At 72.9% G+C, this 26,081-nt stretch carries 21 protein-coding genes; 12 read left to right on the plus strand and 9 right to left on the minus strand.

The annotated features are described in order from the left end of the window. A complete protein-coding gene (locus ABEB12_RS09380) occupies nt 1-1,167 on the minus strand; it encodes a PQQ-dependent sugar dehydrogenase (protein ID WP_185066658.1) in 1,167 nt (388 codons plus the stop codon). A 50-nt stretch (nt 1,168-1,217) separates the two neighbouring features. On the opposite strand from ABEB12_RS09380, the gene ABEB12_RS09385 reads away from it, so the two are divergent. After that, entirely contained in the window at nt 1,218-4,550 is a 3,333-nt protein-coding gene (locus ABEB12_RS09385; protein WP_185066657.1) for a S41 family peptidase, read from the plus strand. A 5-nt stretch (nt 4,551-4,555) separates the two neighbouring features. Here the strand turns inward: ABEB12_RS09385 and ABEB12_RS09390 are convergent, their stop codons facing one another. After that, nucleotides 4,556-5,749: an MFS transporter gene (locus ABEB12_RS09390; RefSeq protein ID WP_185066656.1), complete on the minus strand. Its 1,194-nt coding sequence runs from the start codon at nt 5,747-5,749 to the stop codon at nt 4,556-4,558. 33 nt (nt 5,750-5,782) lie between these two features. On the opposite strand from ABEB12_RS09390, the gene ABEB12_RS09395 reads away from it, so the two are divergent. Beyond that, complete coding sequence (locus ABEB12_RS09395; protein WP_185066655.1) at nt 5,783-6,361, plus strand: mycothiol transferase; 579 nt, start codon at nt 5,783-5,785, stop codon at nt 6,359-6,361. Nucleotides 6,362-6,942: 581 nt separating this feature from the next. On the opposite strand, the gene ABEB12_RS09400 is transcribed toward ABEB12_RS09395, so the two are convergent. Both ABEB12_RS09400 and ABEB12_RS09405 read right to left on the minus strand, forming a co-directional pair. Next, a complete protein-coding gene (locus ABEB12_RS09400) occupies nt 6,943-7,341 on the minus strand; it encodes a VOC family protein (protein WP_185066654.1) in 399 nt (132 codons plus the stop codon). A 4-nt stretch (nt 7,342-7,345) separates the two neighbouring features. After that, nucleotides 7,346-8,197, minus strand: a complete 852-nt coding sequence (locus tag ABEB12_RS09405; RefSeq protein WP_185066653.1) for a helix-turn-helix domain-containing protein — start codon at nt 8,195-8,197, stop codon at nt 7,346-7,348. Nucleotides 8,198-8,378: 181 nt separating this feature from the next. On the opposite strand from ABEB12_RS09405, the gene mfd reads away from it, so the two are divergent. From mfd to ABEB12_RS09425, 4 genes are all read left to right on the plus strand, one after another. Further along, nucleotides 8,379-11,963 (plus strand): transcription-repair coupling factor, encoded by a 3,585-nt coding sequence (gene mfd / locus ABEB12_RS09410; RefSeq protein WP_425572237.1) that lies wholly within the window; start codon nt 8,379-8,381, stop codon nt 11,961-11,963. Between the two features lie 13 nt (nt 11,964-11,976). Next, entirely contained in the window at nt 11,977-12,879 is a 903-nt protein-coding gene (locus ABEB12_RS09415; protein WP_185066651.1) for a SurA N-terminal domain-containing protein, read from the plus strand. A gap of 3 nt (nt 12,880-12,882) precedes the next feature. Next, entirely contained in the window at nt 12,883-13,845 is a 963-nt protein-coding gene (locus tag ABEB12_RS09420) for a MazG nucleotide pyrophosphohydrolase domain-containing protein (RefSeq protein WP_185066650.1), read from the plus strand. Between the two features lie 149 nt (nt 13,846-13,994). Beyond that, nucleotides 13,995-14,864 carry an alpha/beta fold hydrolase gene (locus ABEB12_RS09425; RefSeq protein WP_185066649.1) on the plus strand — a complete coding sequence of 290 codons (870 nt, stop codon included), beginning with the start codon at nt 13,995-13,997 and terminating at the stop codon, nt 14,862-14,864. 55 nt (nt 14,865-14,919) lie between these two features. Here ABEB12_RS09425 and efeB read toward each other — a convergent pair whose 3' ends face one another. The 4 genes from efeB to ABEB12_RS09445 all read right to left on the minus strand — a co-directional run bounded on the left by efeB (nt 14,920) and on the right by ABEB12_RS09445 (nt 18,769). Then, nucleotides 14,920-16,176, minus strand: coding sequence for an iron uptake transporter deferrochelatase/peroxidase subunit (gene efeB / locus ABEB12_RS09430; RefSeq protein ID WP_185066648.1), 1,257 nt, complete (start codon nt 16,174-16,176; stop codon nt 14,920-14,922). Further along, on the minus strand, nt 16,173-17,327 hold the full coding sequence (gene efeO, locus ABEB12_RS09435; protein WP_345702688.1) for an iron uptake system protein EfeO: 1,155 nt from the start codon (nt 17,325-17,327) through the stop codon (nt 16,173-16,175). Before efeO ends, efeB begins: the two co-directional genes overlap by 4 nt. A gap of 30 nt (nt 17,328-17,357) precedes the next feature. Further along, nucleotides 17,358-18,188, minus strand: coding sequence for an iron uptake transporter permease EfeU (gene efeU, locus ABEB12_RS09440; RefSeq protein WP_185066647.1), 831 nt, complete (start codon nt 18,186-18,188; stop codon nt 17,358-17,360). A 152-nt stretch (nt 18,189-18,340) separates the two neighbouring features. Next, a complete protein-coding gene (locus ABEB12_RS09445; protein WP_185066646.1) occupies nt 18,341-18,769 on the minus strand; it encodes a tetratricopeptide repeat protein in 429 nt (142 codons plus the stop codon). A 201-nt stretch (nt 18,770-18,970) separates the two neighbouring features. Between ABEB12_RS09445 and ABEB12_RS09450 the strand changes: the two genes are divergently transcribed. The 6 genes from ABEB12_RS09450 (at nt 18,971) to ABEB12_RS09475 (ending at nt 24,079) form a co-directional block, all read left to right on the plus strand. Next, on the plus strand, nt 18,971-19,858 hold the full coding sequence (locus ABEB12_RS09450; protein ID WP_185066645.1) for a DUF559 domain-containing protein: 888 nt from the start codon (nt 18,971-18,973) through the stop codon (nt 19,856-19,858). A gap of 177 nt (nt 19,859-20,035) precedes the next feature. After that, the gene (gene eno, locus ABEB12_RS09455) at nt 20,036-21,322 is read left to right on the plus strand and encodes a phosphopyruvate hydratase (RefSeq protein WP_185066644.1); all 1,287 of its coding nucleotides are present in this window, start codon (nt 20,036-20,038) and stop codon (nt 21,320-21,322) included. Between the two features lie 8 nt (nt 21,323-21,330). After that, complete coding sequence (locus ABEB12_RS09460; protein ID WP_345702689.1) at nt 21,331-21,951, plus strand: FtsB family cell division protein; 621 nt, start codon at nt 21,331-21,333, stop codon at nt 21,949-21,951. Then, on the plus strand, nt 21,948-22,448 hold the full coding sequence (locus tag ABEB12_RS09465; protein ID WP_185066643.1) for a DUF501 domain-containing protein: 501 nt from the start codon (nt 21,948-21,950) through the stop codon (nt 22,446-22,448). Before ABEB12_RS09460 ends, ABEB12_RS09465 begins: the two co-directional genes overlap by 4 nt. A gap of 74 nt (nt 22,449-22,522) precedes the next feature. After that, the gene (locus tag ABEB12_RS09470) at nt 22,523-23,440 is read left to right on the plus strand and encodes a helix-turn-helix domain-containing protein (protein WP_185066642.1); all 918 of its coding nucleotides are present in this window, start codon (nt 22,523-22,525) and stop codon (nt 23,438-23,440) included. 81 nt (nt 23,441-23,521) lie between these two features. Beyond that, nucleotides 23,522-24,079 carry a carboxymuconolactone decarboxylase family protein gene (locus ABEB12_RS09475; protein WP_185066641.1) on the plus strand — a complete coding sequence of 186 codons (558 nt, stop codon included), beginning with the start codon at nt 23,522-23,524 and terminating at the stop codon, nt 24,077-24,079. Nucleotides 24,080-24,314: 235 nt separating this feature from the next. On the opposite strand, the gene ABEB12_RS09480 is transcribed toward ABEB12_RS09475, so the two are convergent. Beyond that, nucleotides 24,315-26,036: an acyl-CoA dehydrogenase family protein gene (locus ABEB12_RS09480; protein WP_185066640.1), complete on the minus strand. Its 1,722-nt coding sequence runs from the start codon at nt 26,034-26,036 to the stop codon at nt 24,315-24,317. Nucleotides 26,037-26,081 lie beyond the last annotated feature (45 nt).

A 26,081-nucleotide genomic window follows, 5' to 3' on the forward strand; every position in this document is an offset into this window, starting at 1 on the left:
TCAGCCGGGGGTGACCAGGAGGATCTGGTCGTTGTCGCCGTCGTCGGTGGTCAGGTAGAGGTCGCCGGTGGGGGACAGGTGCGCGGAGCGCAGGCGGCCGTGGGTGCCGTTCAGCTGGGACGGCGTGCTCACCGAGGTCACCACGCCGTCCGGTCCCAACGTCATGAGCAGCAGTTTCGAACCCTTCAGCGCGGGCACCGCGAGAACCCCCTGAAGCGGGCCCCACCGGGGGCCGGCGAGGAACTCCGCGCCGGCGATGGCCTCGGTCTCCTGGCCGGAGCTCCACCGGGCCGGCACCGCGCCCGGGAAGCGGCGCAGGTCGGTCATCGGCACGTCCTCGTCGTAGCCGCCGACCGTGCCGCCCTGGGACGGGTCCCAGCCGTAGTTCGCGCCGGAGCGCAGCAGGTTCACCTCGTCGTCGATGGTGGGACCGTGTTCGGTGCTGAACGCCTCGCCGGTGCCGGGCCGGATGGCGATCCCCTGCACGTTGCGGTGGCCGTAGCTGTACACCAGCCGCTCGTTCGGGTTGGCCGAGCCGGCGAACGGGTTGCCGGGCGCCGGGCCGCCGGTGGCCAGGTCGATGCGCAGCACCTTCCCGCCCAGGTTGGTGCGGTCCTGGGAGAACGCACCGCGCGCGGTGTCGCCGGTGCCGACCAGCACCGACCCGTCGGGGGCCAGGGCGGGCCGGCAGCCGGAGTGCCGGCCGGACGGGTTCAGCGGCAGCCCGCCGACCAGCGGGTCCCGCACCCGGCGCGCGGTCGCGCCGTCGGCGGACAGCTCCCAGGTGACCAGCCGGATGTCGGCCGGGCGGCCGCCCTCGGTGTGCGTCTGGCAGGTGGTGAACCGGCGGCTGCTGGCGAAGTCGGGGTGCACGAGCAGGCCCATCAGGCCGCCCTCGCCGCGCGCGTGCAGGTCGGCGAGGTCGGCGGTCACCGGCCGCACCGAAGCGCCCGGCGCGCCGCCGGAGAGCAGCGAGATCCGCCCGCCGCGCTCGGTGACCAGGAGCTGGCCGTCGGGCAGGAAGCCGACGTCCCACGGGTGGTCCAACCCGTCGGCCACCGTGCTCACCCGCAAGGGGGGCGACGGCGTCCCGGCGGCCGGCGGCGACCCGCAGCCGGCCAGCCCGAGAGCGACCAGTGACGTGGCGATCAACACAGCGCGCCTCATGGGTTCATCCTGCCGTCCGGCCGCCGAGGCCGCCCTATTACCGTCTGGCCATGAACTCGCCCAGCTACCTGCGATTCCCGCATGTGCGCGGCTCGACCCTGGTGTTCGTCGCGGAGAACGACATCTGGCTCGGATCGGTGGACGGAGGGCGGGCCTACCGGCTGTCCGCCGACCAGGAGCCGGTGCGCAATCCCCGGCTGCACGCGGACGGGTCCCGGGTGGCGTGGACGTCCTACCGGGACGGCGCGCCGGAGGCGCTGGTGGCGGACACCGAGGGCGGCCTGGCCACCCGGCTCACCTACTGGGGCGATGCCAAGACGTTGACGCTGGGCTGGACCGACCGGGACGAGGTCATCGCGATCAGCGCCGCCGAGCAGCCGTCGGGCCGCCGCACCTGGGCGCGGGCGGTGCCGGTGGACGGCGGGCCGGCCCGTCGCCTGCCCTTCGGCCCGGTGGCCGACCTGGCCATCGGCGAGCAGGGGGCGGTGCTGCTCAGCGCGGTCATGTCCCGCGAGCCGGCGTGGTGGAAGCGCTACCGGGGCGGCACCGCCGGCAAGCTGTGGTGGCGGGCCGGCCAGGAGGCCGGGTTCGTCCGGCTGCTGCCCGAGCTGGACGGCAACATCGAGGCGCCGATGCTGGTCGGCGGGCGGATCGCGTTCCTGGCCGACCACGAGGGCTGGGGCAACCTGTACTCGGTCGCCCCGGACGGCACTGACCTGCGCCGGCACAGCGACCACGGCGCCCCGGGGGAGCCCCAGTTCTACGCCCGGCACGCCACCACGGACGGCACCCGGGTGGTCTACGAGTCGGCCGGTCAGCTGTACCTGCTGGACTCGCTGGACGCCGCGCCCCGCCGGCTGGACGTCCGGCTGGGTGGCCCGCGCACCGCGCGCGCCCGCTACCAGATCAGCGCGGACCGGCACGTGGTCTCCGCCGTTCCGGACCACTCCGGGCGGCTGAGCGTGGTCGGGGTGCGGGGCACCGTGCACCGGCTGACCCACCGGGACGGCCCGGCGCGCACCCTCGCCGCCACCGACGGGGTGCGCACCCGGCTGGCCCGGCCGCTGGGGACCGACCGCGCGGTGTGGATCAGCGACGCCGAGGGGGAGGACGCGCTGGAGATCGCCCCGCTGCGCGCCCCGGACAACGCGCCGCCCCCGCCGCCGGAGCGGTACGGGGCCGGCGAGATCGGCCGGGTGCTCGAGGTGGCCTGCGCCCCGGACGGCCAGACCGTGGCGCTGGCCTGCCACGACGGCCGGCTGCTGGTGTTCCGGGTGGCCGACGGGGAGCTGCGCGAGCTGGCCAGGGGCGCGGACGGTGAGGTGTCCGGGCTGGCCTTCTCCCCGGACAACGAGTGGCTGGCCTGGTCGGACCCGGTGGAGGCCGGGTTGCGCCGGATCCTGATCGCCCGGCCGTCGGAGTGGGACGGGGACACCCCGCCGGTGCCCATCGCGGTGACGCCCACCCGGTTCGTGGACACCTCGCCGGTGTTCACCTCGGACGGCAAGTACCTGGCCTTCCTGTCCTACCGCAGTTTCGACCCGATCTACGACGCGCACTCGTTCGACCTGTCCTTCCCGAACGGCTGCCGGCCGTTCCTGGTGCCGCTGGCCGCGCGCACGCCGTCCCCGTTCGGCCCGTCCCCGGAGGGGCGCCCGGCGGACGGCTCCGAGGACACCCCTCCCTCGGAGAAGGCGGAGGAGAAGACCGAGGAGCAGGACGAGGACAAGGGCGAGGAAAAGGACGAGAAGGACGCCCCGCCGAAGCTGGTGGTGGACGCCGAGGGGCTGCCCGAGCGGGTGGTCGCGCTGCCGGTCGGGGAGGCGCGGTACTACCGGCTGCGGGCCGGCAAGGACTGCCTGCTGTGGCTGCGCACCACGCCCACCGGGGTGCTCGGGGACGGGCTGGCCGAGGGCACCGAGGGGCCGCGCCCGGTGTTGGAGCGCTACGACCTGGCCCGGCGCCGGCACGACCGGATCGCCGACCCGGCGGACGGGTTCGAGGTGAGCGGGGACGGAACCCGGCTGGCCGTGCGGGACCGCCGCTCGCTCCGGGTGCTGCGCACCGACCGGTCCGGCTCGGACAAGCCCGGTGACGACAGCGCGGACGAGTTCGACATCGACCTGAGCCGGATCGCGCTCACCGTGGACCCCACCGCCGAGTGGCGGCAGATGTACGACGAGGCCGGGCGGCTGATGCGCGACCACTTCTGGGTGGCCGACATGGCCGGCGTGGACTGGGCCGGCGAGCTGGCCCGCTACCGGCCGCTGGTGGAGGCGGTGGGCAGCCACGACGACCTGGTCGACCTGCTGTGGGAGGTGCAGGGCGAGCTGGGCACCTCGCACGCCTACGTCACCCCGCCGGGTTCCGGAAGCACCGGCGCCCGGCCGGGGCTGCTCGGCGCCGACCTGGAGCGCACCGAGGACGGCCGCTGGCGGGTGGCCCGGGTGCTGCCCGGCGAGTCGTCGGACCCGCGCGCGGTGAGCCCGCTGACCGCCCCCGGGGTGGACGTGCGGGCGGGTGACGTACTGCTCGCCGTGGGCGGACGGCCGGTCGACCCGGTGACCGGTCCGGCCCCGCTGCTGGTCGGCACGGCCGGCCAACCGACCGAGCTGACCGTGGCGGCCGGCCCGGACGGGGTGCTGCGCCGGGTGGTGGTGCTGCCGCTGTACGACGACGAGCAGCTGCGCTACCAGGACTGGGTGGCCAGCCGGCGGGCGTTCGTGGCCGACCGCTCGGAGGGGCGGCTGGGCTACCTGCACGTGCCGGACATGGTGGCCAGCGGCTGGGCGCAGCTGCACCGCGACCTCGGCCGGGAGACAGCGCGCGAGGGCCTGATCGTGGACGTCCGGGAGAACCGGGGCGGGCACACCTCGCAGCTGGTGATCGAGAAGCTGGCCCGGCGGGTGATCGGCTGGGACGTGGTGCGGCACGGCCAGCCGACCACGTACCCGCTGGACGCGCCGCGCGGCCCGGTGGTCGCGGTGGCGAACGAGTTCTCCGGTTCGGACGGGGACATCGTCACCGCCGCGTTCCGCCGGATGGGCATCGGCCAGGTGGTCGGGGTGCGCACCTGGGGCGGGGTGATCGGCATCGACAGCCGGTACCGGCTGGTGGACGGCACCCTGGTGACCCAGCCCCGGTACGCGGCCTGGTTCGACAACGTCGGCTGGGAGGTGGAGAACGGCGGGGTGGCGCCGGACGTGGAGGTGGTGACGACCCCGGACGACCACGTGACCGGCCGCGACCCGCAGCTCGCCGCCGCCGTGGACCTGGCCCTGGCCGCGCTGGCCGAGCGCCCGGCCGCGACGCCTCCCGACCCGGCCACCCGGCCCTCCCGGGCCCGGGCCCCGCTCCCACCTCGGTCTCCCGCGCGCGCCTGACCGGCCTAGCGCGTTCCGCGCTCGAGAGTGACCTTGGTGCCCAGCGCGATGCCCGCCGCGACCAGCAACAACCCGGTGAGCAGGTAGAAGCTGGCCGGGTAGCTGCCCAGCCGCTCGGCCAGCAGCGCGGTGCCGGCCGGCCCCACCGCCATCGCCGCCGTGGCCGGGGTGATGGCGATGCCGGTCAGGGTGGCGTAGGCGGCGGTGCCCCACCGGTCGCTGACCGCGGTCGCCTGGAGCAGCGTGTAGGTGCCCCGGGTGGCCCCGGCGGCCAGCGCGACGGCGCCGACGGCGACCAGCGGACCGGTCACCGCGGCCAGCGCGGCGGTGGTCAGCGCACCGACGGCGAGCACGGCGGCGGTGCGCCCGCCGGCGCCGGTGAGCCGGGTGAGGGTGGGGTAGCCCAGCCGTCCGAGCACCTGGCCGGCGCCGACCAGGCCGAGCATCGTGGCGGCCACCGTGTTGTCCACGCCGCGCCCGGTGAGCAGCGGCACCAGGTTCAGGGTGGCGCCGTAGAACGCGAACGAGGCCAGCGTCAGGGCGGCGACCAGCAGCAGGAACGGCCGGGTGCGCAGCACCTGCTTGATCCCGCCCTCGGCCCGCTCCCGCCGGTGCGCCGGTGTCCAGGGCAGCCGCAGGAAGCACAGGTGCAGCGGCCCGGTGAGCAGGGCGAGCACGGCGGCCAGGGCGACGAACGTCCACCGCCAGCCCACTGCTTCGGCGAGCAGCGCGGTCGGCGGCGCGAACACGGTGCTGGCCAGGCCGCCGGCCAGGGAGAGCACGGTGATCGCGCGCACCCGGGCCGGCCCGTACCAGCGGGTCAGCGCGGCGAACGCCGGCGGGTACAGCAGCATCGACTGGGCCACCCCGACCAGCGCGCAGGCCGCGAACAGCCACGGCAGGGCGGGTGCGGCGGCCACCCCGAGCAGCGCGGCCGTGCCGAGCACCGATCCGGTGGTCATCACCGGGCGCGGGCCGTACCGGTCCAGCGCCCGGCCCACCGGCACCGCGCACATCGCGGAGACCAGCAGCCCGGCGGAGAACGCGCTCAGCGTGGCGCCGGCCGACCAGCCGGTCGCGCCGGTCACCGGTCCCAGCAGCACCGGGAACGAGTAGTACAGCACTCCCCAGCTGGTGATCTCGGTGGTGCACAGCGCCAGCAAGGCCCGCCGCCGGTGCCGCTCGTCGGGCAGTGCCATACCGCGATTCTCGTTGGTGGAACGATTTCCCGCATGACCGCGTCAGCCCTGCACGAGTACCTCCGGACCGCCCGGGAGTCCATGCTGTGGAAACTCGAGGGCGTCGGGGAGTACGACATCCGCCGCCCGCTCACCCCGACCGGCACCAACCTGCTGGGCCTGGTCAAACACCTGGCGACGATCGAGTTCGGCTACTTCGGGCTGGTCTTCGGCCGCCCGGCGACCGAGCCGCTGCCCTGGACCGCCGAGGACGCCGACCCCAACGACGACCTGTGGGCGACGGCCGACGAGTCCCGGGAGTGGGTGACAGGCCTGTACCGGAGGGCCTGGGCGCACGCCGACGCCACCATCGACGAACTGGAACCGCACGCCGTCGGCCGGGTTCCCTGGTGGCCGCCGGAGCGGACCGAGGTAACTCTGCACCGAATATTGGTGCACGTGGTCGCCGAGACCAACCGGCACCTCGGGCACGCGGACATCCTGCGCGAGGGGTTGGACGGGTCGGTCGGCTCGCGGCCCGACCGGGACAACATGGCGCCCGGGGACCAGGAGTACTGGACCGCCCACCTCACCCGCCTCGAGGAAGCGGCCCGCCGGGCGAGCGCCGGCTAGGCAGGGCGCGGGTTTCAAGATCGCTTGGACGGCCGCGGCCGGGTTTTGTGCTGGCCTGGGTGCCGGCCCGCGCGTTCCGGCCGGTTGGCGGCGGCTCCGTCCCGTCGACATCTACCTGAGCGGGCTTTGATCATGGCCGCGACACCCCTGAGGTAGATCTCGGCGCCCTCGGCTACTCGTTTACTCGGTTACTCAGTGTGCTCGTGAGGGCTCGGATTTGGCGGGTAGGACGGGGTCCTCCGCATCGAGTGCTGGCTGAGTCCGGTGGCGACCATGATCAAAGGGGACTGAGCTTGCGCTCGGCGAAAGAGGCGCTCGGCCGGGCGGGTTGCGCTCACGCTCCGTAGCGAGCGGCGGCTCCGGAGCCGCGCGAGGCGCGGAGCCGCGCCGTCCGAGCGTTCTCGGACCAACCCCGTGCCCACGCCAGAGGCCGCTCCCAGCCGTGGCGCTCCTGAGCCGCGCCGTCCAAGCTTTCTTTGGACCCAACCCGTGCCCGACGCACGAGGCCGCTCCCGAACCGCGGCGGTCCCCAGCCGCGCCGTCCAAGCGTCTCTAGAACCCGACCCCGTACCCAACGCACGTTAAGGAGCGCCCCGGTACGTGCCGAAGGTCCAGTGGTTGCCCTCGGGGTCGCGCACGGTGAACGTGTGCGACCCGTAGTCCGTGTCCTCCAGCTCGTTGGCCACGTCCGCGCCGGCGGCCTTGACCTGCCGGTACAGCGAGTCCACCCGGTCGCTGACCACGTAAACCGAGCAAACACCCGCGCGCATCTCGCCGTGCAGGCCGTCCCGGTGCCTGGTGGAGCCGAGCATGACCGCGCCGCCCTCCGGCCAGCGCAGCTCGGCGTGCGCGATGTCGCCGGTGTCGTCGGGCACCCGCAGCGCCTCGCGGAAGCCGAGCACCTCGGTCAGGAAGGTCATCGCGGCCGGTGCGTCGTCGTAGCGCAGCGCCGGCCACACCGTCGGCTGTGGAGTGGTCATGCGGTCAGGATGGTTCGGCGAGGCCCGGGTCGTCTTGGAGAAAGGGAAGTTCCTCGGCGATCCACACGCTGGGCGTGCAACCGGCCAGCGCGCGCCATTCGTTGGTCAGGTGCGCCTGGTCGAAGTAGCCGCACCGGTAGGCCACCTCGGCCAACCCGCCGATCGGGCGGGTGCGCACCAGTGCGGCGGCCCGGCCGAACCGGACCACCCTGGCCGTCTGCTTCGGGCTCAGCCCCAGCTCGCGGGCGAACCGCTGGGAGAAGTGCCGGCGGCTCCAGCCGACGTCCTCGGCGAGCGAGCCGATGCTGACGGTGCCGCCGGTGCTGACCAGCCGCCGCCAGGCCCAGTTCACCTCGTCCGGCGGGTCCCGACGCGTGGTCGACGAGGTGGCCGCGGTGAGCAGCGCCCGGTCCAGCAGGTCGAACCGGCGCGCCCAGCCGGACGCCTCGAACAGCCGCTCCGGCAGCTCGGCCAGGCCCGGGCGGGGCAGGTCGGCCACGTCCAGGATCTGCCCGGCCAGGTCCGGCGCGGACACCCCGAGCAGGGTCTGCACGCCCATCGGGCTGATCTCCACGTGCACGCCGGCCTGCTCGAAGTCCTGCGCGATCAGGGCCGGCCCGGTGTGCAGCCCGCCGACGAACGCCTGCGACCGGCGCGCGTCCAGCCCGAGGGCCGGCGACTCCAGCATGCGCACCGGGTCGGCCAGGCTGATGATCAGCGTGACGTTCCGGCTGGGCAGGCCCCGGTGCACGTCCAGGGTGACCCCGTGCTGGCGATAGCCGATGTACCGCTCGACCAGCGCGCGCAGCGCCGGGTGCGGGCGGCGTACCACCCAGTCCAAGTCGGCCTCCGGCATGCCTCCAGGGTAGGAGCTACCCGGCGGAGCCGGGCGGCCAGTTTGGCGCCCGCGGGGGAACACTGCCTCGGGCCGCGGCGTACTCTGGGTATGTGGCTCCTCCCGGCCATGTCTCATGGTCCCGGGCAGGAGTCTGTCCGCATGCGCCAATCCGGCCCGCGTAAGGAATTCCGTGTCCGACCTGATCGCCTCACCCGGCCTGCTCTCCGCCGCGCTCGCTGACCCGGGCCTGGCCGCGCTGTCCGATGCCCTGGACCATCCGACCCTGCGCATCGAGGGGCCGGCCGCGCTGCGCCCGTTCGTGGCCGGCGCGCTGGCCGGCGCCGACCCGGCCGGGGCACCGGCCACCCTGGCCGTGTGCGCCACCGAGCGCGAGGCGGAGGACCTCGGTGCCGCGCTGGCCGGGCTGGTCGGGCCGGACGCCGTAGCGGTGCTGCCGTCCTGGGAGACGCTGCCGCACGAGCGGCTGTCCCCGCGCAGCGACACGGTGGGCCGCCGGGTTTCCCTCTTCCGCCGGCTGCACACCGGTGAGGGCCGGCCGAGGGTGCTGGTAGCGGCGGTGCGCAGCCTGATCCAGCCGATCGCGCCCGGACTCGGCCGGCTGGATCCGCTGGCCCTGAAGCCCGGCGACGAGCACGACTTCGACGGCCTGCTGCACCGCCTGGTCGAGCTGGCCTACCAGCGGGTGGACATGGTCACCGGGCGCGGCGAGTTCGCCGTGCGCGGGGGAATCGTGGACGTGTTCCCGCCCACCGCCGAGCACCCGGTGCGGGTGGAGATGTGGGGCGACGAGGTCTCCGAGCTGCGCCAGTTCGCGGTGGCCGACCAGCGCACCATCGGCCAGGTCGACGTGCTGGACGCCCCGCCCTGCCGCGAGTTGCTGCTCACCGAGCCGGTCCGCGAGCGGGCCGCCGCGCTGGCCGAGCAGCACGGGAACAACCAGCAGCTGGCCGAGCTGCTGAACCGGCTGGCCGAGGGCATCCCGGCCGAGGGCATGGAGTCGCTCATCCCGGTGCTCTGCGAGGGCTCCCTGGACCTGCTCACCGATCTCCTCCCACCGGGCGCGCACGTGCTGCTGGTGGACCCGGAGCGGATCCGCACCCGGGCCCGCGACCTGGTGCGCACCGGCCAGGAGTTCCTCGAGGCGTCCTGGCTGGCCGCCGCCGGCACGGAGGCGCAGGCGCCGATCGACGTCGGCCAGTCGGCCTACCGGGACCTCGCCGAGATCGAGGAGCACGCGCTGGCCACCGGCCGCCGGTGGTGGACGCTCAGCCCGTTCGGCACCGACGAGACCGGCGACGCCGACACGATCCGCCCCGGTTTCCACGCCATCGAGTCGTACAAGGGCGAGCTGCCCCGGGCGCTCTCCGACCTGCGTAAACACACCACCGAGGGCGGCGCCGCCGTGCTCCTGCTGGCCGGCAGCGGCACCGCGCAGCGGGCCGTCGAGCAGCTGGGCGAGGCCGAGGTGCCGGCCCGGCTGGTCACCGAGGGGTTGACCACCCAGCCGGAGAAGGGCCTGGTCACCGTCGCCCAGGGGGTGCTGGCCGACGGCTTCACCGCCCCCGAGCTGGGCCTGATGGTGCTCACCGAGGCCGACCTGACCGGCAACCGGACGGCCCCCGGGGAGATCCGCAAGCTGGCCTCCCGCCGGCGCAACGCGGTGGAGCTGGACAGCCTCAAGCCCGGCGACTTCGTGGTGCACAGCCAGCACGGCATCGGCCGGTTCATCGAGATGCGCGAGCGCACGGTGGCCGGGGCGCGCCGGGAGTACCTGGTGCTGGAGTACGCCGCGAGCAAGCGCGGCCAGCCGGCCGACCGGCTGTACGTGCCGACCGACCAGCTGGACGAGGTCAGCCGGTACGTGGGCGGCGAGGTGCCGGCGCTGAACAAGATGGGCGGCAGCGACTGGGCGAAGACCAAGGGCAAGGCCCGCCGCGCGGTCCGGCAGATCGCCGCCCAGCTGGTGCAGCTGTACGCCGCGCGCAAGTCCAGCCCCGGTCACGCGTTCGCCCCGGACACGCCCTGGCAGCGGGAGATGGAGGACGCCTTCCCGCACACCGAGACGCCGGACCAGCTGGCCGCGATCAACGAGGTCAAGCGGGACATGGAGCAGCCGTCGCCGATGGACCGGGTGGTCTCCGGGGACGTCGGCTTCGGCAAGACCGAGATCGCGGTGCGGGCCGCGTTCAAGGCGGTGCAGGACGGCAAGCAGGTGGCCGTGCTGGTGCCGACCACCCTGCTGGCCAGCCAGCACCTGCAGACCTTCGCCGACCGGATGCGCTCGTTCCCGGTCGTGGTGAAAGGGCTGTCCCGGTTCACCGACGCGCACGAGGCCGAGGAGACGGTCAGGGGCATGGCCGAGGGCAAGGTGGACGTGGTGATCGGCACCCACCGCCTGCTGCAGACCGGCGTGCGCTGGAAGGACCTCGGGCTGGTCATCGTGGACGAGGAGCAGCGGTTCGGGGTGGAGCACAAGGAGCACATCACCGCGCTGCGCGCGCACGTGGACGTGCTGGCCATGTCCGCGACGCCGATCCCGCGCACCCTGGAGATGAGCCTGGCCGGCATCCGCGAGCTGTCCACCATCGCCACCCCGCCAGAGGAGCGGCACCCGGTGCTCACCTACGTGGGCGCCCACGACCGCAAGCAGGTGGCCGCCGCGATCCGCCGCGAGCTGCTGCGCGACGGCCAGGTGTTCTACGTCCACAACCGGGTCTCCACCATCGAGCGGGCGGCCCGCGAGGTGCGGGACATGGTGCCGGAGGCGCGGGTGGCGGTCGCGCACGGGCAGATGAACGAGGAGGTGCTGGAACGCACCGTGCAGGGCTTCTGGCACAACGAGTACGACGTGCTGGTGTGCACCACGATCGTGGAGAACGGGCTGGACATCTCCAACGCGAACACGCTGATCGTGGAGCGCGCGGAGAACCTGGGCCTTTCCCAGCTGCACCAGCTGCGCGGCCGGGTGGGCCGGGGCCGGGAGCGCGGCTACGCCTACTTCCTCTACCCGGCCGAGTCGCCGCTCACCGAGACCGCCTACGACCGGCTGGCCACCATCGCGCAGCACTCCGAGCTGGGCGCCGGGCAGGCGGTGGCGATGAAGGACCTGGAGATCCGGGGCGCCGGCAACATCCTGGGCGCCGAGCAGTCCGGGCACATCGCCGGCGTGGGCTTCGACCTGTACGTGCGGCTGGTGGGCGAGGCGGTGGCCGCGTTCCGCAAGCAGGGCGGCGCCGGGGATGCCCCGGAGGAGGAGCAGCTGGCCGAGGTGCGGGTGGAGCTGCCGGTGGACGCCCACGTGCCGCACGACTACGTGACCGGCGAGCGGCTCCGGCTGGAGGTGTACCGGAAGATCGCCGAGGCGGGCGACCACGGCGCGCTCACCGCGATCGAGGAGGAGCTCACCGACCGCTACGGCGCGCTGCCCATCCCGGTGCGCAACCTGATCGCGGTGGCCGCGTTCCGGCAGACCTGCCGCGACCACCGGGTGAGCGAGGTGGCGATGGGCGGCAACTCCGTCCGGGTGGCCCCGGTGGACCTGCCGGACTCCGCCCAGCTGCGGCTGCGCCGGCTCTACCCGAAGGCGACCTACAAGGCGGCGGCCAAGACGGTCGTGGTGCCCCGGCCGACCGAGCAGGGCGGCCGGCTCGGCGCCCCGCCGCTGCGCGACACCGAGCTGCTGGACTGGTGCGCCCAGCTGTTGTCGAACCTGCGCGGCCCGGTGGAGCAGCGAGTCGCCGCATCGGCGGCGAATCTCCCGTGAGAGAGTACGGAGCGTGCTGATTCGTCGCTTATGGGTGGTCGCGCTGGTAGCGGCTGGTGTGCTGGTCGCCGGTTGCGGTGGCGGGCCCCGGCTGGCCGGGTCGGCGGCCATCGTGGGGGACCAGTCGGTCCCGCTCTCCTCGGTGCAGGAAAAGATCGACCGCGTGCTGGCCAACCAGGACATCATGGCCCAGCTGACCCGGCAGGGGATCCCGCCGGCGCTGGTCGCCCAGTGGGCGGTGAACAAGCGGGTCCGGCACCTGCTGTTCGAGGAGGCGGCGAAGCGCGGCGGCATCACCGTGGACGACCGCCAGGTGGACGCCGAGCTGGCCGATCCGACGAACCTGGAGCTGGCCACCATCCGGGCGATGGACCCCGACTCGGTGCGGGACGCGGCCCGGGACGAGGTGATCGCCCGGGCGCTGGCCGTGCGCGGGCTGGACCGGCTGAGCGTGACGGCGGACGTGCTCACCGCCGACTCGAAGGACCAGGCGCAGGCCTTGGCCCGCCAGTTGGCCGCCGGCCCGGCGCAGGCGCAGGCCGTGCTGGCCGCCGACCCGCACGCCGAGCGGAACCGCCAGGTGCGCGCGCCGGTGCTGGCCGCGACCGACCTGTTGCTGCTGGGCAGCCCGGTCGGCCGGGTCAACGTGCTCCAGGTGAGCAACGACGCCTGGCTGGTCTGGCGGGTCACCCAGCGGCGCACGGACGCCCCGGCGCCGGCCGATCCCCGGCTGTCCGCCGCCCAGCTGCTCGGCAAGTCCGACCAGGCCACCATCGGCGGCCAGCTGCTCGCCCCGGTCGCCGCCGAGATCGGTGTGCGGGTGAACCCGAGGTACGGCAGCTGGGACCCGGTGCAGGCGGTGGTGGTGCCGATCGGGGTCGAGCCGGGCGTCTCCCTGCCGGCCACCCTCGGCTGATCGATGCGTACCCTGGTCGTACTGGCCGACCGGCTCGGCGCGGTGCTCCCGGCCTCCGCGCTGCCCGCGCTGCGCACGGCGGACCGGGTACTCGCCGACCCCTCGGTTCCCGCCGGCTTGACCGAGCTGGCCGGCGCGGAGCGGCTCGCCGAGACCCCGACCGAGTGGCCGGACGGGTCGGTGGCGCTGCTCTGCACCGATTTGTCGCACCCCCTGGCGGGTAGCGCGGACGAGGTGCACCGCACCCCCGAGCCGACCGGTGCCGCGTTGCTGGACGCGGTGGCGGTGATGGACCGGCTGCGCTCGCCGGGCGGCTGCCCGTGGGACGCCGAGCAGACCCACCGCTCGCTGCTCACCTACCTGGTGGAGGAGACCTACGAGCTGCACGAGGCGGTGGAGGAGGCGGACCGGCCGGCGTTGCGCGAGGAGCTCGGCGACGTGCTGCTCCAGGTGCTCTTCCACGCCCGCCTGGCCGCCGAGGGCGCGGTCAAGCCGTTCGTGGCCGGCCCCGGCGCCGAGGCGTTCGGCATCGACGAGGTGGCCGCCGACCTGGTACGGAAGCTGGTGGACCGGCACCCGCACGTCTTCGGTTCCGGTGCCGACGTGGTGCACAGCGCCAGCGACCAGGAGCTGCGCTGGGACGAGCTGAAGCGGGTGGAGAAGCAGCGGGAGTCCAGCCTGGACGGGGTGGCCATGGGCCAGCCGGCGGCCGCGCTGGCGGCCAAGCTGGTGTCCCGCGCCCGCAAGGCCGGCCTGCCCACGTCGCTGATCGACTCCGCCGACCCGATGTTCCGCGCCGTGGCCGCCGCGAAGCTGGCCGGCACCGACCCGGAGCAGGAGCTGCGCGCGGCCGCCCGTGAGTTCGCGTCCGCCGTGCGGGCCGCCGAGCGGGCCGCCGTCGACGCCGGCCTGGACCCGCACGCGCTGACCGAGGAGAACTGGCGCCAACACTGGCCAACGGGGTGATCGTTGTGTCTGGCGGTTTGGCGTCGAAAATCGACGCTGATCCGCCACAGTTGGCGATCACCCCCACGGGATGACTGCCCAGCCGCCACAGACAGCGATCATGGGCCGACGCCCTGAGTAACCGGTTGAACCGGTGATACCTTGGACCGGTGCTGAGTGAATCGGTTGACGGGTTCCGGCTGGCCTACGACCGCACGGGTTCCGGGCCCGCCGTGGTGTTGCTGCACGGTTGGCCGGGGGACCGCACCGACTACCGGGACGTGGTGCCGCTGCTCGCGGGCGCGGCCGAGCTGGTGGTGCCGGACCTGCGCGGCTTCGGGGAGTCGGACAAACATGTGGCCGACCCGGCCGAGCGGTACGGCGCCGCCGCCCAGGCGCGCGCGGTGGCCGCGCTGATCGAGCAGCTGGGTCTGGACCGGCCGGTGGTGGCCGGCTACGACGTGGGCAGTCGGGTCGGCCGCACGCTGGGCGCGACCCGCCCGGATCTGGTCCGCGCGCTGGTGCTGTCCCCGCCGATGCCCGGGGTGGGCCGGCGGATGCTGGACCAGGGTCCGCAGCGGGAGTTCTGGTACCAGGCCTTCCACCAGCTCGAGCTGGCCGAGCGGCTGGTCGACGGGAAGCCGGAGGCGGTGCGGGACTACCTGGAGCACTTCTGGACGCACTGGTCCGGTCCGTCGTTCCAGCTCGGTGACGAACGGCTGGACCACCTGGTGAGCCGGTACGGCGCACCGGGTGCGTTCACCGCTTCCATCCAGTGGTACCGGGCCGGCTCGGGCGCGGTGGCCACCGCCCTGGCCGAGACCGCGCCCGACCCGGCCCAGCGGATCGCGGTGCCGACCACGGTGCTCTGGCCGGACCACGACCCGCTGTTCCCCCGGGCCTGGTCGGACCGTTTGGACGAGTATTTCGCGGACGCCACGCTGCGCCCGCTGGACGGGGTTGGACACTTCCTGCCCGTGGAGGCGCCGGCCGAGGTGGCCGGCGCCGTTCTCGAGCGCCTACCGGCGGGCGACCAGTAGCGGCCGCCGGCCGCCCGTCCCGGCGGTCCTTGAAACCACCCCGCCGGAACGCGGCTCAGGTGAAGAGGGTGTCGGCCCAGAAGCCGTCGCGCCGCACGCCGGGCGGGACCGCGAACAGCCCCGAACCCGTGTGTTCCAGGTACTCCATCATGTCGTCCTGTTTGGACAGCGCACGCTGGATGGGGACGAACTGCTTGTGCGGGTCGCGCATGAAGGCCACGAAGAACAGGCCGGCGTCCAGGTGGCCCGCGCCGTCCGCGCCGTCCACGAAGTTGTAGCCCCGGCGCAGCATCTTCACGCCCCCGTTGGCCTCCGCCGAGGCCAGCCGGATGTGCGCGTTCTCGGCGATCGCCGGTTGCCCGTCGTTGCCGGAGAGCTGGAAGTCGGACTGGTCGAACTCGTTCTCCTTGCCCAGCGGCGCACCGGTGCCCTTGGCCCGCCCGACGATCAGCTGCTGCTCGGACAGCGAGGTGCGGTCCCAGATCTCGATGTGCATGCGGATCCGCCTGGCCACCAGGTAGCTGCCGCCGGTCAGCCAGTCCGGCCCGTCCCCCGGCGCCACCCAGACGTGGTCGCGCAGCGCGGGCGGGTCCTCCGCCTTGATGTTGTTCGTGCCGTCCTTGAAACCGAACAGGTTCCGCGGCGTGGCCTGCGCGGTGGACGTCGACGACGTCCGGCCGAAGCCCAGCTGCGACCAGCGCACCGTCGTCGTGCCGAACCCGATCCGCACCAGGTGCCGGATCGCGTGCACCGCCACCTGCGGGTCGTTCGCGCAGGCCTGGATGCACAGGTCACCGCCGGAGCGGGCCGGGTCCAGCTGGTCCTGCTGGAAGTGCGGCAGGTCGGCGAGCGCGGCCGGCTTGCGGTCGGCCAGCCCGAACCGGCCGTCGAACAGGGAACCGCCCAGGCCCAGCGTCAGGGTGAGCTGGCTGGCCGGCAGGCCGAGCGCCTCGCCGTTGTCGTCCGGCGGGGCTTCCGGGTTGCCACCGATCGCGCCGAGCGGGCTCACCTCGGCGCCCGCGGTCATCCGCTGGGCCGCCCTGGTCCACTTCTTGAGCAGGTCGACCAGCGCGGCCCGGTCGCCGCTGGCCACGTCCAGCGCGACGAAGTGCATGCGGTCCTGGGCCGGCGTGATGATGCCGGCCTGGTGCTCGCCGTGGAACTCCACCGGTGCGGCGGCGGCCGCCGCCAGCTCGCCGGCGGGGTCGCCGCCCGACGAGCCGACCAGGCCGCCCACCGCCGCGCCGGCGCCGGCCAGGGCCGCGCCGGCCCCGGCCAGCCCGAGCATCTTGCGGCGGGATACCTCGCTCATGGTGACGTGACCACCCCGGCGACCTTGCTCACCGGCTCGCCCAGCGCGTCCACCGCGTCGGACATCTTCTTGGTGTCCTCCGGGGTGAGCGTGGTGTAGAGCCGGAAGCCGTCGCCGTTCCGGTAGCCCTCCAGCAGCTTCTCCACGTTGGCGAACTGCTGGTCGAGCCGAGGGCCGAGGGCCTTGTCCTTCTCGTCGATCACCGGGCGCAGCGCGGCGACGGCGGCCTGGCTGCCCTCCACGTTGGCCTTGAAGTCCCACAGGTCGGTGTGCGAGTAGCGGTCCTCCTCGCCGGTGATCTTGCCGGTGGCCACCTCGTCCAGCAGTTCCTTGGCGCCGTTGGCCAGCTGCACCGGGGTGAGCTCGACGGTCCTGGCCCGGTTCTCCAGGTCCTTGATGTCGGCCAGCAGCTGGTCGGCGATGGCGCCGGAGTCGGGCTTCAGCCCGTCCACCCAGAGGTCCTTCTCCAGCCGGTGATAGCCGGTGAACTGCTCACCCGGACCCCGGTCGTCGTCCTCCCGGCCGTCCACCTTGGGGTCGAGGTCGCCGAACGACTCGGCCACCGGCTCGATCCGCTCCCAGTAGGTCCGGGCGATCGGGAACTGGGCCTTGGCCTCCTCGACCTTGCCCGCCTTGACCGTGTCCACGAACTCCTGGGTCTTCGGCACCAGCGCGGCGATCTGCGAGTTCACGTAGCGCTTGTAGCTCCCGGTGGCCTCGGCCAGCCGGGTGTTGTTGTCCGCCGAGCGGGCGGCCTGGCCGGTCACCGTGAACGGGGCGCGGATGCCGTCGCCGACCATGCCCGGCTTGCACGCGGTGGTGTAGGTGCCGCCGTCGGGCACCTCCACGATCAGCTTGCGGGTCAGGCCCGGGCCGATGTTCTCCACCTCGCCCATGATCCGGTCACCGGTGCCGTACAGGTAGAACTCGGTGACCTTGTTGCCCTTGTTGGTCACGTTGAAGGTGATGTGCCCGGCCGGCGCCTCGTTCTTGGCCACCTGGCAGGCGGTGTCGGTGGCGGTCACCGCGATGGAGCCGTCGGCGGCACCGCCGGGCGCACCTCCCCCGGAACCGGAACAGCCGGCGAGCAGGGCGAGCGTGGCCACGGCGGCCGACGGGGCCAGCAGCGAACGCGGAATGGGTCGGGACACGGGGGTTCTCCTCGGGTGACGCTCGGACTGTTACAGCGACTGGCCTGTGGTGGCTTTCTCGCGGCGGCGGCTCGGGAGCAGGAACAGGGTCAGCACAATTGCCACGTACAACACCCAGACGCAGGCCTCGGCCACGGTGGTCTGGGGGGAGAGGTTGAAGATGCCCTTCAGCAAGGTGCCGTACCAGGAGTCGGCCGGCACGATGTGACTGATGTCGAAGGCCAGCGTGTTCAGCCCGGGGACGATGTTCGCCTCCTGCAGGTCGTGCACGCCGTAGGCCAGGATGCCGGCCGCAACGAAGATCAGCAGAATGCCGGTGACCTTGAAGAACTTGGCCAGGTTGATCTTCAGTGCGCCCCGGTAGATGCCGAACGCCAGCAGCACCGCGATGGCGATGCCGATCAGGAACCCGATCAGCGGCTGGGTGGTTTCGCCGGTGGCCTGCGCGGCCGCCCAGAAGAACAGCGCGGTCTCCAGGCCTTCCCGGCCGACCGCGAGGAAGGCCATCAGCACCACGGCCCAGGAGCCGATCTGGAGGGCTTGCTCCAGCTTGCCGCGCAGCTCGGCGGAGAGTGCCTGCGCGGTGTGCTTCATCCAGAAGATCATCCAGGTGACGAAGCCGACCGCGACGATGGAGAGGCTGCCGCCGAACGCCTCCTGCGCCTCGAACGACATGGACTGGGTGCTGAACGTGAGCGCCGCGCCCACGGCCACCGAGATGGCCACCGCGACGGCCACCCCGGACCACACCCAGGGCAGCGCCGACCGGCGGTCACTGCGCACCAGGAAGGCAACCAGGATGCTCACCACGAGGGCCGCCTCGAGGCCTTCACGCAGTCCGATGAGCGCATTGCTCACCATCCGAGGACTTCCCTGCCGCCTCCGGTGGCCGCGTAACCAAGCCAGGCTAACCTCATGGAGCGGTAGCCTAACTACTGTAACGGCTGGTAGCCAATGTTCCGGAGGTCACGGTGCGGCAAAGTTGTCGCCCAGCCGCTGAGATCCGCTCAGGATCACTCCTGCTCGTTGATGGCGATCCTGGCCCGCACCGCGCCCAGCGCATCCTGGTACTCGGGCCGCGGGTCCATCGCCGACGCCATCCGCAGCTGCGCCAGCGACTCGGTGAACCGGCCCTGCCGCTGCAGCGCCTTGCCGAGGGCGAACCGGGCGTAGTGGTCCGCCGGGTCGATCTCCAGCACCCGCGTGAACGCGGCCTCCGCGCGACTCAGCTGGGCCGAGTCCAGGAACGCCCGCCCGGCGAGCAGGTGCACCGACGCGTCCTGCGGGCGCTCGGCGAGCACCGGGAGCAACGCCTGCACCGCGTCCAGCGGCCTGCCCTGGGCCAGTAGCGACTCCGCCTGCCGGAAGGACCGGAAGGTCTCGTCCCCGTTGCCGGAGCCGTTCTCGAATGGGTCGGGTTGGGGATGTGGGGCGCTGGTCATGGTCGCCCTACGGTAGGTGCTAACGCCCGGCCAAGCCACTCATTGACACCACAACGCTTCCGTGCCAATCCCACCCCCATTCCGTGATCATCAGGACATAGCGGCTGGTCGGCCTGCTCAGAGACGACCCTCATGCCCTGATGATCACAGGTTTTGAGGGGTGTTATCTCTTTTCGCCACGGACATCGTGCGGTACGGGGCATGCTGCTCGGTGTGTGGGGCATCTCCAGTTCGGTCAGCCGTTCCGGGGGAGCGCGGCGATCTCCGGTGGCGTGCTCACCCGAGGCCAGTTTGCGCGGCTCCGCTTACCACCGGGTGTGGCCCGACGTATACCTGCCGGCCGCTGTGGTGCTTGATCTCGAGGCACGATCCCGCGCGGCATATCTCTGGGCGCGGCGCTGGGGCGGGGTGCTCGGCGGCTACTCGGCGTGCGCATTGCTCGGTGCCGACTGCCCGCCGAGGGACGCGCCGGCGGAGATCGTCGTGACGACGTCTCACCTCCGCGCGCCGCGAGGCATCCGGCTCCGCCAGGACGACCTCGCCGCCCACGAATGCCGGGAGGTTCGGGGAGTCGAGGTGACGACCCCGCTGCGCACCGCGTACGACCTGGCCCGACGGGGCTCGCTCGAGGACGCCGTGGTCGCGGTGGACGAGTTGGCCGGGCGGTTCCATTTCGCCCCGGAAGAGCTGCTGGTAATGGCCGAACGGCACGCCGGGGCGAGGGGCTGTCGGCGGCTGCCCGAGGTGGTGGAGTTGGCCGAACCCCGGGCGGAGTCGGTCATGGAGACGCGGCTACGGCTGGTACTGGTGCTGGCCGGGTTGCCGAGACCGGTGGTGCAGCACCGAGTGCGTGACCGGTCCGGTCGACTGGTGGCCACGGAGGACCTCGCCTATCCGGAACACCGGATCGCGCTCGAGTACGAAGGGCACGAGCACTTCACTCCGGAGCGGAGCGCGCGGGACGCCTATCGCTACACCCGGCTGCAGGACCTGGGCTGGCGGGTCTACCGGTACAGCCGCCGAGACGTGTTCCGTCGCCCGACGGAGATCGTCGCGGAGATCGAGCGAGCGCTGGCCCGCCCTCCGTGATCAACAGGGCACTATGGCTGGGTTGAGCGGTTGGGACCAGCCCTCATGTTCTGATGATCACGAGGAGGCGGGCCGCGGTGCCGGGTCGTGACACACCGGTTGGTGTGGGGCCGGGTGGGGTGGTGGTCGGCGGCTAGGCTTGGCCGGACCGGTACTCCAGTCAGGCAAGGAGCTGATGTGGCCGTCATCGAGCAGGTTGGCGCTCGCGAGATTCTGGACTCCCGGGGCAACCCCACCGTAGAGGTGGAGGTGGCGCTGGACGACGGCACCCTGGCCAGGGCGGCCGTCCCCTCCGGCGCTTCGACCGGTGAACACGAGGCGGTGGAGCTGCGGGACGGGGACGCGCGCCGCTACAACGGCAAGGGTGTCGAGCGCGCGGTGGCCGGCGTGCTGGACGAGATCGGCCCCGAGCTGATCGGTGTCGAGGCGGTGGACCAGCGGGTGGTCGACCAGCGGCTGGTGGACCTGGACGGCACCCCGGACAAGTCCCGGCTGGGGGCGAACGCGCTGCTCGGGGTGTCGCTGGCGGTGGCCAAGGCGGCCGCCGAGTCGTCCGGGCTGGAGCTGTTCCGCTACGTCGGCGGGCCGAACGCCCACGTTCTGCCCGTGCCGATGATGAACATCGTGAACGGCGGCGCGCACGCGGACACCAGCGTCGACGTGCAGGAGTTCATGATCGCCCCGCTCGGCGCCGAGTCGTTCCGGGAGGCGCTGCGCTGGGGCGCCGAGGTGTACCACGCGCTGAAGTCGGTGCTGAAGTCGCAGAAGCTGAGCACCGGGCTCGGTGACGAGGGCGGGTTCGCCCCCGACCTGGCCGGCACCCGGGCCGCGCTGGACCTGATCGGCACCGCGGTGGAGAAGACCGGCCTCAAGCTGGGCCGGGACGTCGTGCTCGCGCTGGACGTGGCCGCGACCGAGTTCTTCTCCGACGGCGGCTACGCGTTCGAGGGCAGCAAGCGCACCGCCGAGGAGATGACCAGCTTCTACGCCGGCCTGGTCGACGCTTACCCGCTGGTGTCCATCGAGGACCCGCTGGCCGAGGACGACTGGACCGGTTGGGAGCAGCTCACCGCCGCGCTGGGCAGCAAGGTGCAGCTGGTCGGCGACGACCTGTTCGTGACCAACCCGGAGCGGCTGGAGGACGGCATCGCCCGCCAGGTGGCGAACGCGCTGCTGGTGAAGGTGAACCAGATCGGCACGCTGTCCGAGACCCTGGACGCGGTCACCCTGGCGCACTCCTGTGGCTACCGCTGCATGATGAGCCACCGCTCCGGGGAGACCGAGGACACCACCATCGCCGACCTCGCGGTGGCCACCGGCTGCGGGCAGATCAAGACCGGTGCGCCGGCCCGCTCCGAGCGGGTGGCCAAGTACAACCAGCTGCTGCGCATCGAGGAGGCGCTGGGCGACGCCGCGCGCTACGCCGGCGACCTGGCGTTCCCGCGCTACAGCCCGGAGGGCTGAGGCAACCGATGAGCACCGACCCCGCCCGCTCCCGGAAGGGACGCGACCGCCGCCCGGGGGCGCGCGGGGTCGGCGAGCGCTCCGCCGGGATACGGGCCTCGTCCACCCGGAGCGCCGGTGGCCGGGGGTCGGCCGGGCCGAGCCGATTACCGTCGGCGGCCGGCCCGACGCCGGGCGGCAAGGTCCGGGCCGGGGTCTCCGGCGGCGCACCGGAGGCAATCCGGGGCAGCCGGGCGCATCGGATGGCCGTAGCGACGTCGGGCATCCTCGGGGTCTCCTCGACCCGGCGGGCAGCGGTGCTCGCGCTGGTGGTGTGCGCGCTGGCACTGACCGTCGCGATGCCGCTGCGCAACTTCCTCACCCAGCGCCAGGAGCTGGCGGCGTTGGAGGCCAGGCAGCACCAGCTGGCCAGCGAGGTGGACCGGCTCAGCCAGCGGCGTGACCAGCTGCGGGACCCGGCGGCGATCGCCGCCGAGGCGCGTGAACGGCTGGGCTACGTGCGCCCGGGGGAGACGCCGTACGTGGTGCAACTGCCCGGCGACGCCAACCCGGTGCCGGCGCCGGCGGTCGCGCCGGGCGGGCTCTGGTACGACCAACTCTGGAACGACGTGCGTGGGGTGCCGAAGTGAACGAGATCGACTCGGTCTCCGTCGAGGACCGGGCCGCCGTGACCGCCCAGCTAGGCCGTCCGCCGCGCGGGCTGCGGGATGTCGCGCACCGCTGCCCGTGCGGGCTGCCGTCGGTGGTGCGCACCAGCCCCCGGCTGGACGACGGCACCCCGTTCCCCACGCTTTACTACCTGACCTGCGCGCGGCTGTGCTCCCGGATCGGCGGCCTGGAGGCGGACGGCCGGATGCGGGAGATGACCGAGCGGCTGTCCTCGGACGAAAAGCTGGCCGACGCCTATCGGCGCGCGCACGAGTCCTACCTGGCCGAACGGGACGCCATCGAGCCGCTGGGCACCGATGTCAGCGCTGGCGGCATGCCGACCCGGGTGAAGTGCCTGCACGTGCACGTGGGCCACGCGCTGGCCGCCGGCCCCGGCGTCAACCCGTTCGGCGACGAGGCCCTGGCCGAGCTGACCGACTGGTGGCGCCCCGGCCCCTGCGTCCCCCCACCGACCTGATTCAGTGACTTCAGCACCCTGATTCAGTCAGTTCAGCACCCTGATTCAGTCACTTTCGGCGATAAGGTGACCGGATGGCCGCCTCGGCAGCGCCCACCTTCTGCCCGGACCTGATCCGCCGGCACAGCCTGTGCGATCCGGACTACCTGGTGCGCGGCGCGGGCGGGCAGAACGTGTTCGCCGCCAAGTGGCACCAGCCGCCGTCCTACGTGCCGGTGCACGGCTCCAGCCACGGCATGCTCTGCTACCACGCGGGCGGCAGCACCGAGGTGCGCAAGCTGGAGGACGGCCGGCAGGTGGGTCGGCGGTCCCGGCTGGGTTCGCACACGTTCATACCCACCGACGGCACCGAATGGCAGCTGGACGGCGGAATCGAGGTCATTCACGTCTACCTCGACCCCACCGAGGTCCGGCGGATCGCGGAAACCATCGAACCGCGCGCCCGGGACAGCCAGATCGGAGCATTCTTCGCCATTTCCGATCCGTGGTTGCATGGCTTTTTCCAGATGCTCACCAGCGAGCTGGAAATCTACCGGGACGCCGCCGGCCGGGCCGACTCTCTGCTGCTCGGGCAACTGCACCACGTGTTGATCCGGCATTTGTTGCGCTGGCATTCCACCGCGCCCCGACGCGCCCGGGCGGCGCTGGACGGCCGCGCGAACGTGGCGCCACTGGCGCCGGCCGCGCTGGACCGGGTGCTCGAGTTCGTGCACGCCCGGCTGGCCGAGGACATCGGGCTCGGCCAGCTGGCCGCGCTGGCGCATCTTTCCGAGGACCACTTCATCCGCAGCTTCCGCGCCGCCACCGGCGTCACCCCGTACCGCTACCTGCTGCGGGCCCGGCTGGACCGGGCCTGCGCGCTGCTCCGGGACACGCGGTTGGGGGTCGCCGAGGTGGGCGCGGCGGTGGGTTTCCACAGCGCCGCGTACTTCTCCGCCCGATTCCGCCACCAGCTCGGGATATCCCCTTCGGAGTATCGCCGGGGGCAGTAGAAAACCGTCGCCGGTTTCGACCTTTCGACGTGTTCGCTTCCGGCCCTGGCGGCCGGCGCGTGGATTCATAAACTCGTCCCCATGTTGGTGAACACGGTTCCGAAAGAGTCGATGACGCCGTACCTGCGGACGGTCGCGGACGAGCTGTACCCGCAGATGCCGCAGGATTTCCTGCCGCATTTCGAGCGCTATTTCGGCATGCTCGCCAATGCCCCCGAGCACGCCGAGCGCCTTTTCCCATACTATCTCGGGATCTGGTTCGAGAACAGCATCGGGCCCCGGCTCACCGAGATGATGCGGCTGGCCATCGCCAACGGCACGCAGTGCCCGCTGTGCCTGAACGTGCGCTACAGCGACGAGGTGACCGAGGCCGACGTGGCCGCGATCCCGGACCAGCAGGCCGCCTCGCTGAGCCCCCGCGAGCGGGCCGCGCTGCGCTTCGCCAGCGCCTTCGGCGGCGACCACCACGCCATCGGCGCCGAGCACTTCAAGGAGCTGGAGGAACACTTCTCCGACCGGCAGATCACCGAGATCATGCTGTTCTGCGCGCTCGCGCTGGGCTTGGGCCGCATCCTCAAGGTCACCGAGATCGTGGACGCCGCCTGCCCGCTGCCGGCGGGCCCGGGCGTCGCTCGCTAGCTCGACTACCCCGGACCACGCTTTGGCTCTGCGTGGAAATCCGCGGCATCAGATGTGTCGGCCGGCGGGCCACCCGCGCGAGTGATCCTGGGGCTGGCGTGATGCTGGCCGTGATCAACAGGGCATGGTGGTGGTCGCCCGGGGGCCGCCGAGGCGGCGACCCGAAGTCGCGCATTTCCACGCAGAGCCAAAGCGTCTGCGAGAGCACCTCGGAGGGAGAGGCTGCCGGCCAACGTCAGTTCCGGGGGGTGACTCTGGTCAGCACGGCGGCGGTCGCGGACGGAGAGGCCGTGTGGGTGCCGGCGGTGCGCCATGGGCCGTCGGCGCCCAGCCGGGCGGCCAGGAAGACCTCGGCCACCTCCGCCGGCGCCTGCCGCAGCAACAGCGACCCCTGCAGGCAGACCCCGGCCAGCTCGGCCAGCCGGCGCGCGCGCCGTTCGTCCGGCGCGGCCAGCTCCTCGCGCAGCGCCCCCGCCGCCGCATCGAACAGCGAGGACTCGCCCCGGGCCGCGTCCACCTCGGCCAGCAGCGCGTCCACGCTCTCCGGAGAACGGGCCATGGCGCGCAGCGCGTCCAGCGCGTTGACGTTGCCCGAGCCCTCCCAGATCGAGTTCAGTGGGGCCTCCCGGTAGTAGCGGGGAAGCCCGGAGTCCTCCACGTACCCGTTCCCGCCGAGGCACTCGGCCGCCTCCGCGATCACCGTCGACGTGCGCTTGCAGACCAGGTACTTCGAGGTGGGCAGGGCCAGCCGGAGCAGCGCCCGCTCGCCCCGGTCGGCCGCGCCGGCCAGCCGGAACGCCAGCCGGGTGGACGCCTCCACCTCGGCGCCCAGCTCGGCCACCACCTGGCGCATCAGTGGCTGGTCGGCCAGCCGGGCACCGAACGCGGACCGGTGCGCCACGTGGTGCGCCGCCTCGGACAGCGCGATGCGCATCAGCGCGGCCGAACCGAGCACGCAGTCCAGCCGGGTCGACGAGACCATGTCGATGATCGTCCGGACGCCCCGGCCCTCGTCGCCGAGCCGCCAGCCGAGCGCGTCCTGGTACTCGATCTCCGAGGAGGCGTTGGACCGGTTGCCCAGCTTGTCCTTGAGCCGCTGGATGCGGATCGGGTTGCGCGAGCCGTCGGGCAGCACCCGGGGCAGCACGAAGCAGGTCAGCCCGCCCGGTGCCTGGGCCAGGGTGAGGAACAGGTCGCACATCGGCGCCGAGGTGAACCACTTGTGCCCGACCAGGTGGTAGCTCCCGTCGCCGGCCGGCTTGGCCACCGTGGTGCCCACGCGGACGTCCGAGCCGCCCTGCTTCTCGGTCATCGACATACCGGCCAGCAGGCCATCTTTGGTACTCGGTTCCACCAGCCCCGGCCGGTAGGTGAGCGAGTGCAGGCCGGGCTCGTAGCGGGCGGCCAGCCCGGCGTCGTGGCGGAGCGCCGGCACCGCCGCGTAGGTCATCGCGATGGGGCAGCAGTGGCCCTGTTCCAGCTCGCTCATCAGGTAGAACGCGCCGGCTCGGGCCACGTGTGCGCCCGGCCCGGCGTCCGGCGCCCAGGGCGCGGCGTGGGCACCCGCGCCCACCGAGCGCTCCATCAGCCAGTGCCAGGAGGGGTGGAAGTCGACCTCGTCGATCCGGTTGCCGTAGCGGTCGTGGGTGCGCAGCACCGGCTCGTTCTCATTGGCCAGCCGGGCGTGCTCGCGGCCCTCGGCGGACCCGACCACCGTCCGTCCGAGCTCGGTGAGGCGGGGCAGCGCGTCGCCGGCGCCCTCGCGGGCCAGCGCGTCGGCGAACCCCGGGTCGCAGGCGACGGGGTCGTACCCGTCCAGCGGCGGGACCTGGTTGGTCACCGCGTGGGTGGCGAAACGGTCACCCACGCGGGGCGTCTCGACCGAGTCTTCCGCCACCCGTTCGGCGGAGCCGGAACCGTGTACCGGAGCGTAGCGCTGCGCCAGAAGATCGGTCATGACCCGAGGGTAATGCGATCCGGCCCCGGTCACCATGCGTCCGCG

This window comes from Actinospineispora eucalypti (assembly GCF_039543365.1).
In the GTDB taxonomy this organism is placed as follows: domain Bacteria; phylum Actinomycetota; class Actinomycetes; order Mycobacteriales; family Pseudonocardiaceae; genus Pseudonocardia; species Pseudonocardia eucalypti.

Excerpts from the sequence above, each read along its gene's own strand:
- ABEB12_RS09380 (WP_185066658.1), bottom strand. The coding sequence starts at position 1,167 with ATGAGGCGCGCTGTGTTGATCGCCACGTCACTGGTCGCTCTCGGGCTG.
- ABEB12_RS09385 (WP_185066657.1), top strand. The coding sequence starts at position 1,218 with ATGAACTCGCCCAGCTACCTGCGATTCCCGCATGTGCGCGGCTCGACC.
- ABEB12_RS09390 (WP_185066656.1), bottom strand. The coding sequence starts at position 5,749 with ATGGCACTGCCCGACGAGCGGCACCGGCGGCGGGCCTTGCTGGCGCTG.
- ABEB12_RS09395 (WP_185066655.1), top strand. The coding sequence starts at position 5,783 with ATGACCGCGTCAGCCCTGCACGAGTACCTCCGGACCGCCCGGGAGTCC.
- ABEB12_RS09400 (WP_185066654.1), bottom strand. The coding sequence starts at position 7,341 with ATGACCACTCCACAGCCGACGGTGTGGCCGGCGCTGCGCTACGACGAC.
- ABEB12_RS09405 (WP_185066653.1), bottom strand. The coding sequence starts at position 8,197 with ATGCCGGAGGCCGACTTGGACTGGGTGGTACGCCGCCCGCACCCGGCG.
- ABEB12_RS09420 (WP_185066650.1), top strand. The coding sequence starts at position 12,883 with ATGCGTACCCTGGTCGTACTGGCCGACCGGCTCGGCGCGGTGCTCCCG.
- efeB (WP_185066648.1), bottom strand. The coding sequence starts at position 16,176 with ATGAGCGAGGTATCCCGCCGCAAGATGCTCGGGCTGGCCGGGGCCGGC.
- efeU (WP_185066647.1), bottom strand. The coding sequence starts at position 18,188 with ATGGTGAGCAATGCGCTCATCGGACTGCGTGAAGGCCTCGAGGCGGCC.
- ABEB12_RS09445 (WP_185066646.1), bottom strand. The coding sequence starts at position 18,769 with ATGACCAGCGCCCCACATCCCCAACCCGACCCATTCGAGAACGGCTCC.
- ABEB12_RS09450 (WP_185066645.1), top strand. The coding sequence starts at position 18,971 with ATGCTGCTCGGTGTGTGGGGCATCTCCAGTTCGGTCAGCCGTTCCGGG.
- ABEB12_RS09460 (WP_345702689.1), top strand. The coding sequence starts at position 21,331 with ATGAGCACCGACCCCGCCCGCTCCCGGAAGGGACGCGACCGCCGCCCG.
- ABEB12_RS09470 (WP_185066642.1), top strand. The coding sequence starts at position 22,523 with ATGGCCGCCTCGGCAGCGCCCACCTTCTGCCCGGACCTGATCCGCCGG.
- ABEB12_RS09475 (WP_185066641.1), top strand. The coding sequence starts at position 23,522 with ATGTTGGTGAACACGGTTCCGAAAGAGTCGATGACGCCGTACCTGCGG.
- ABEB12_RS09480 (WP_185066640.1), bottom strand. The coding sequence starts at position 26,036 with ATGACCGATCTTCTGGCGCAGCGCTACGCTCCGGTACACGGTTCCGGC.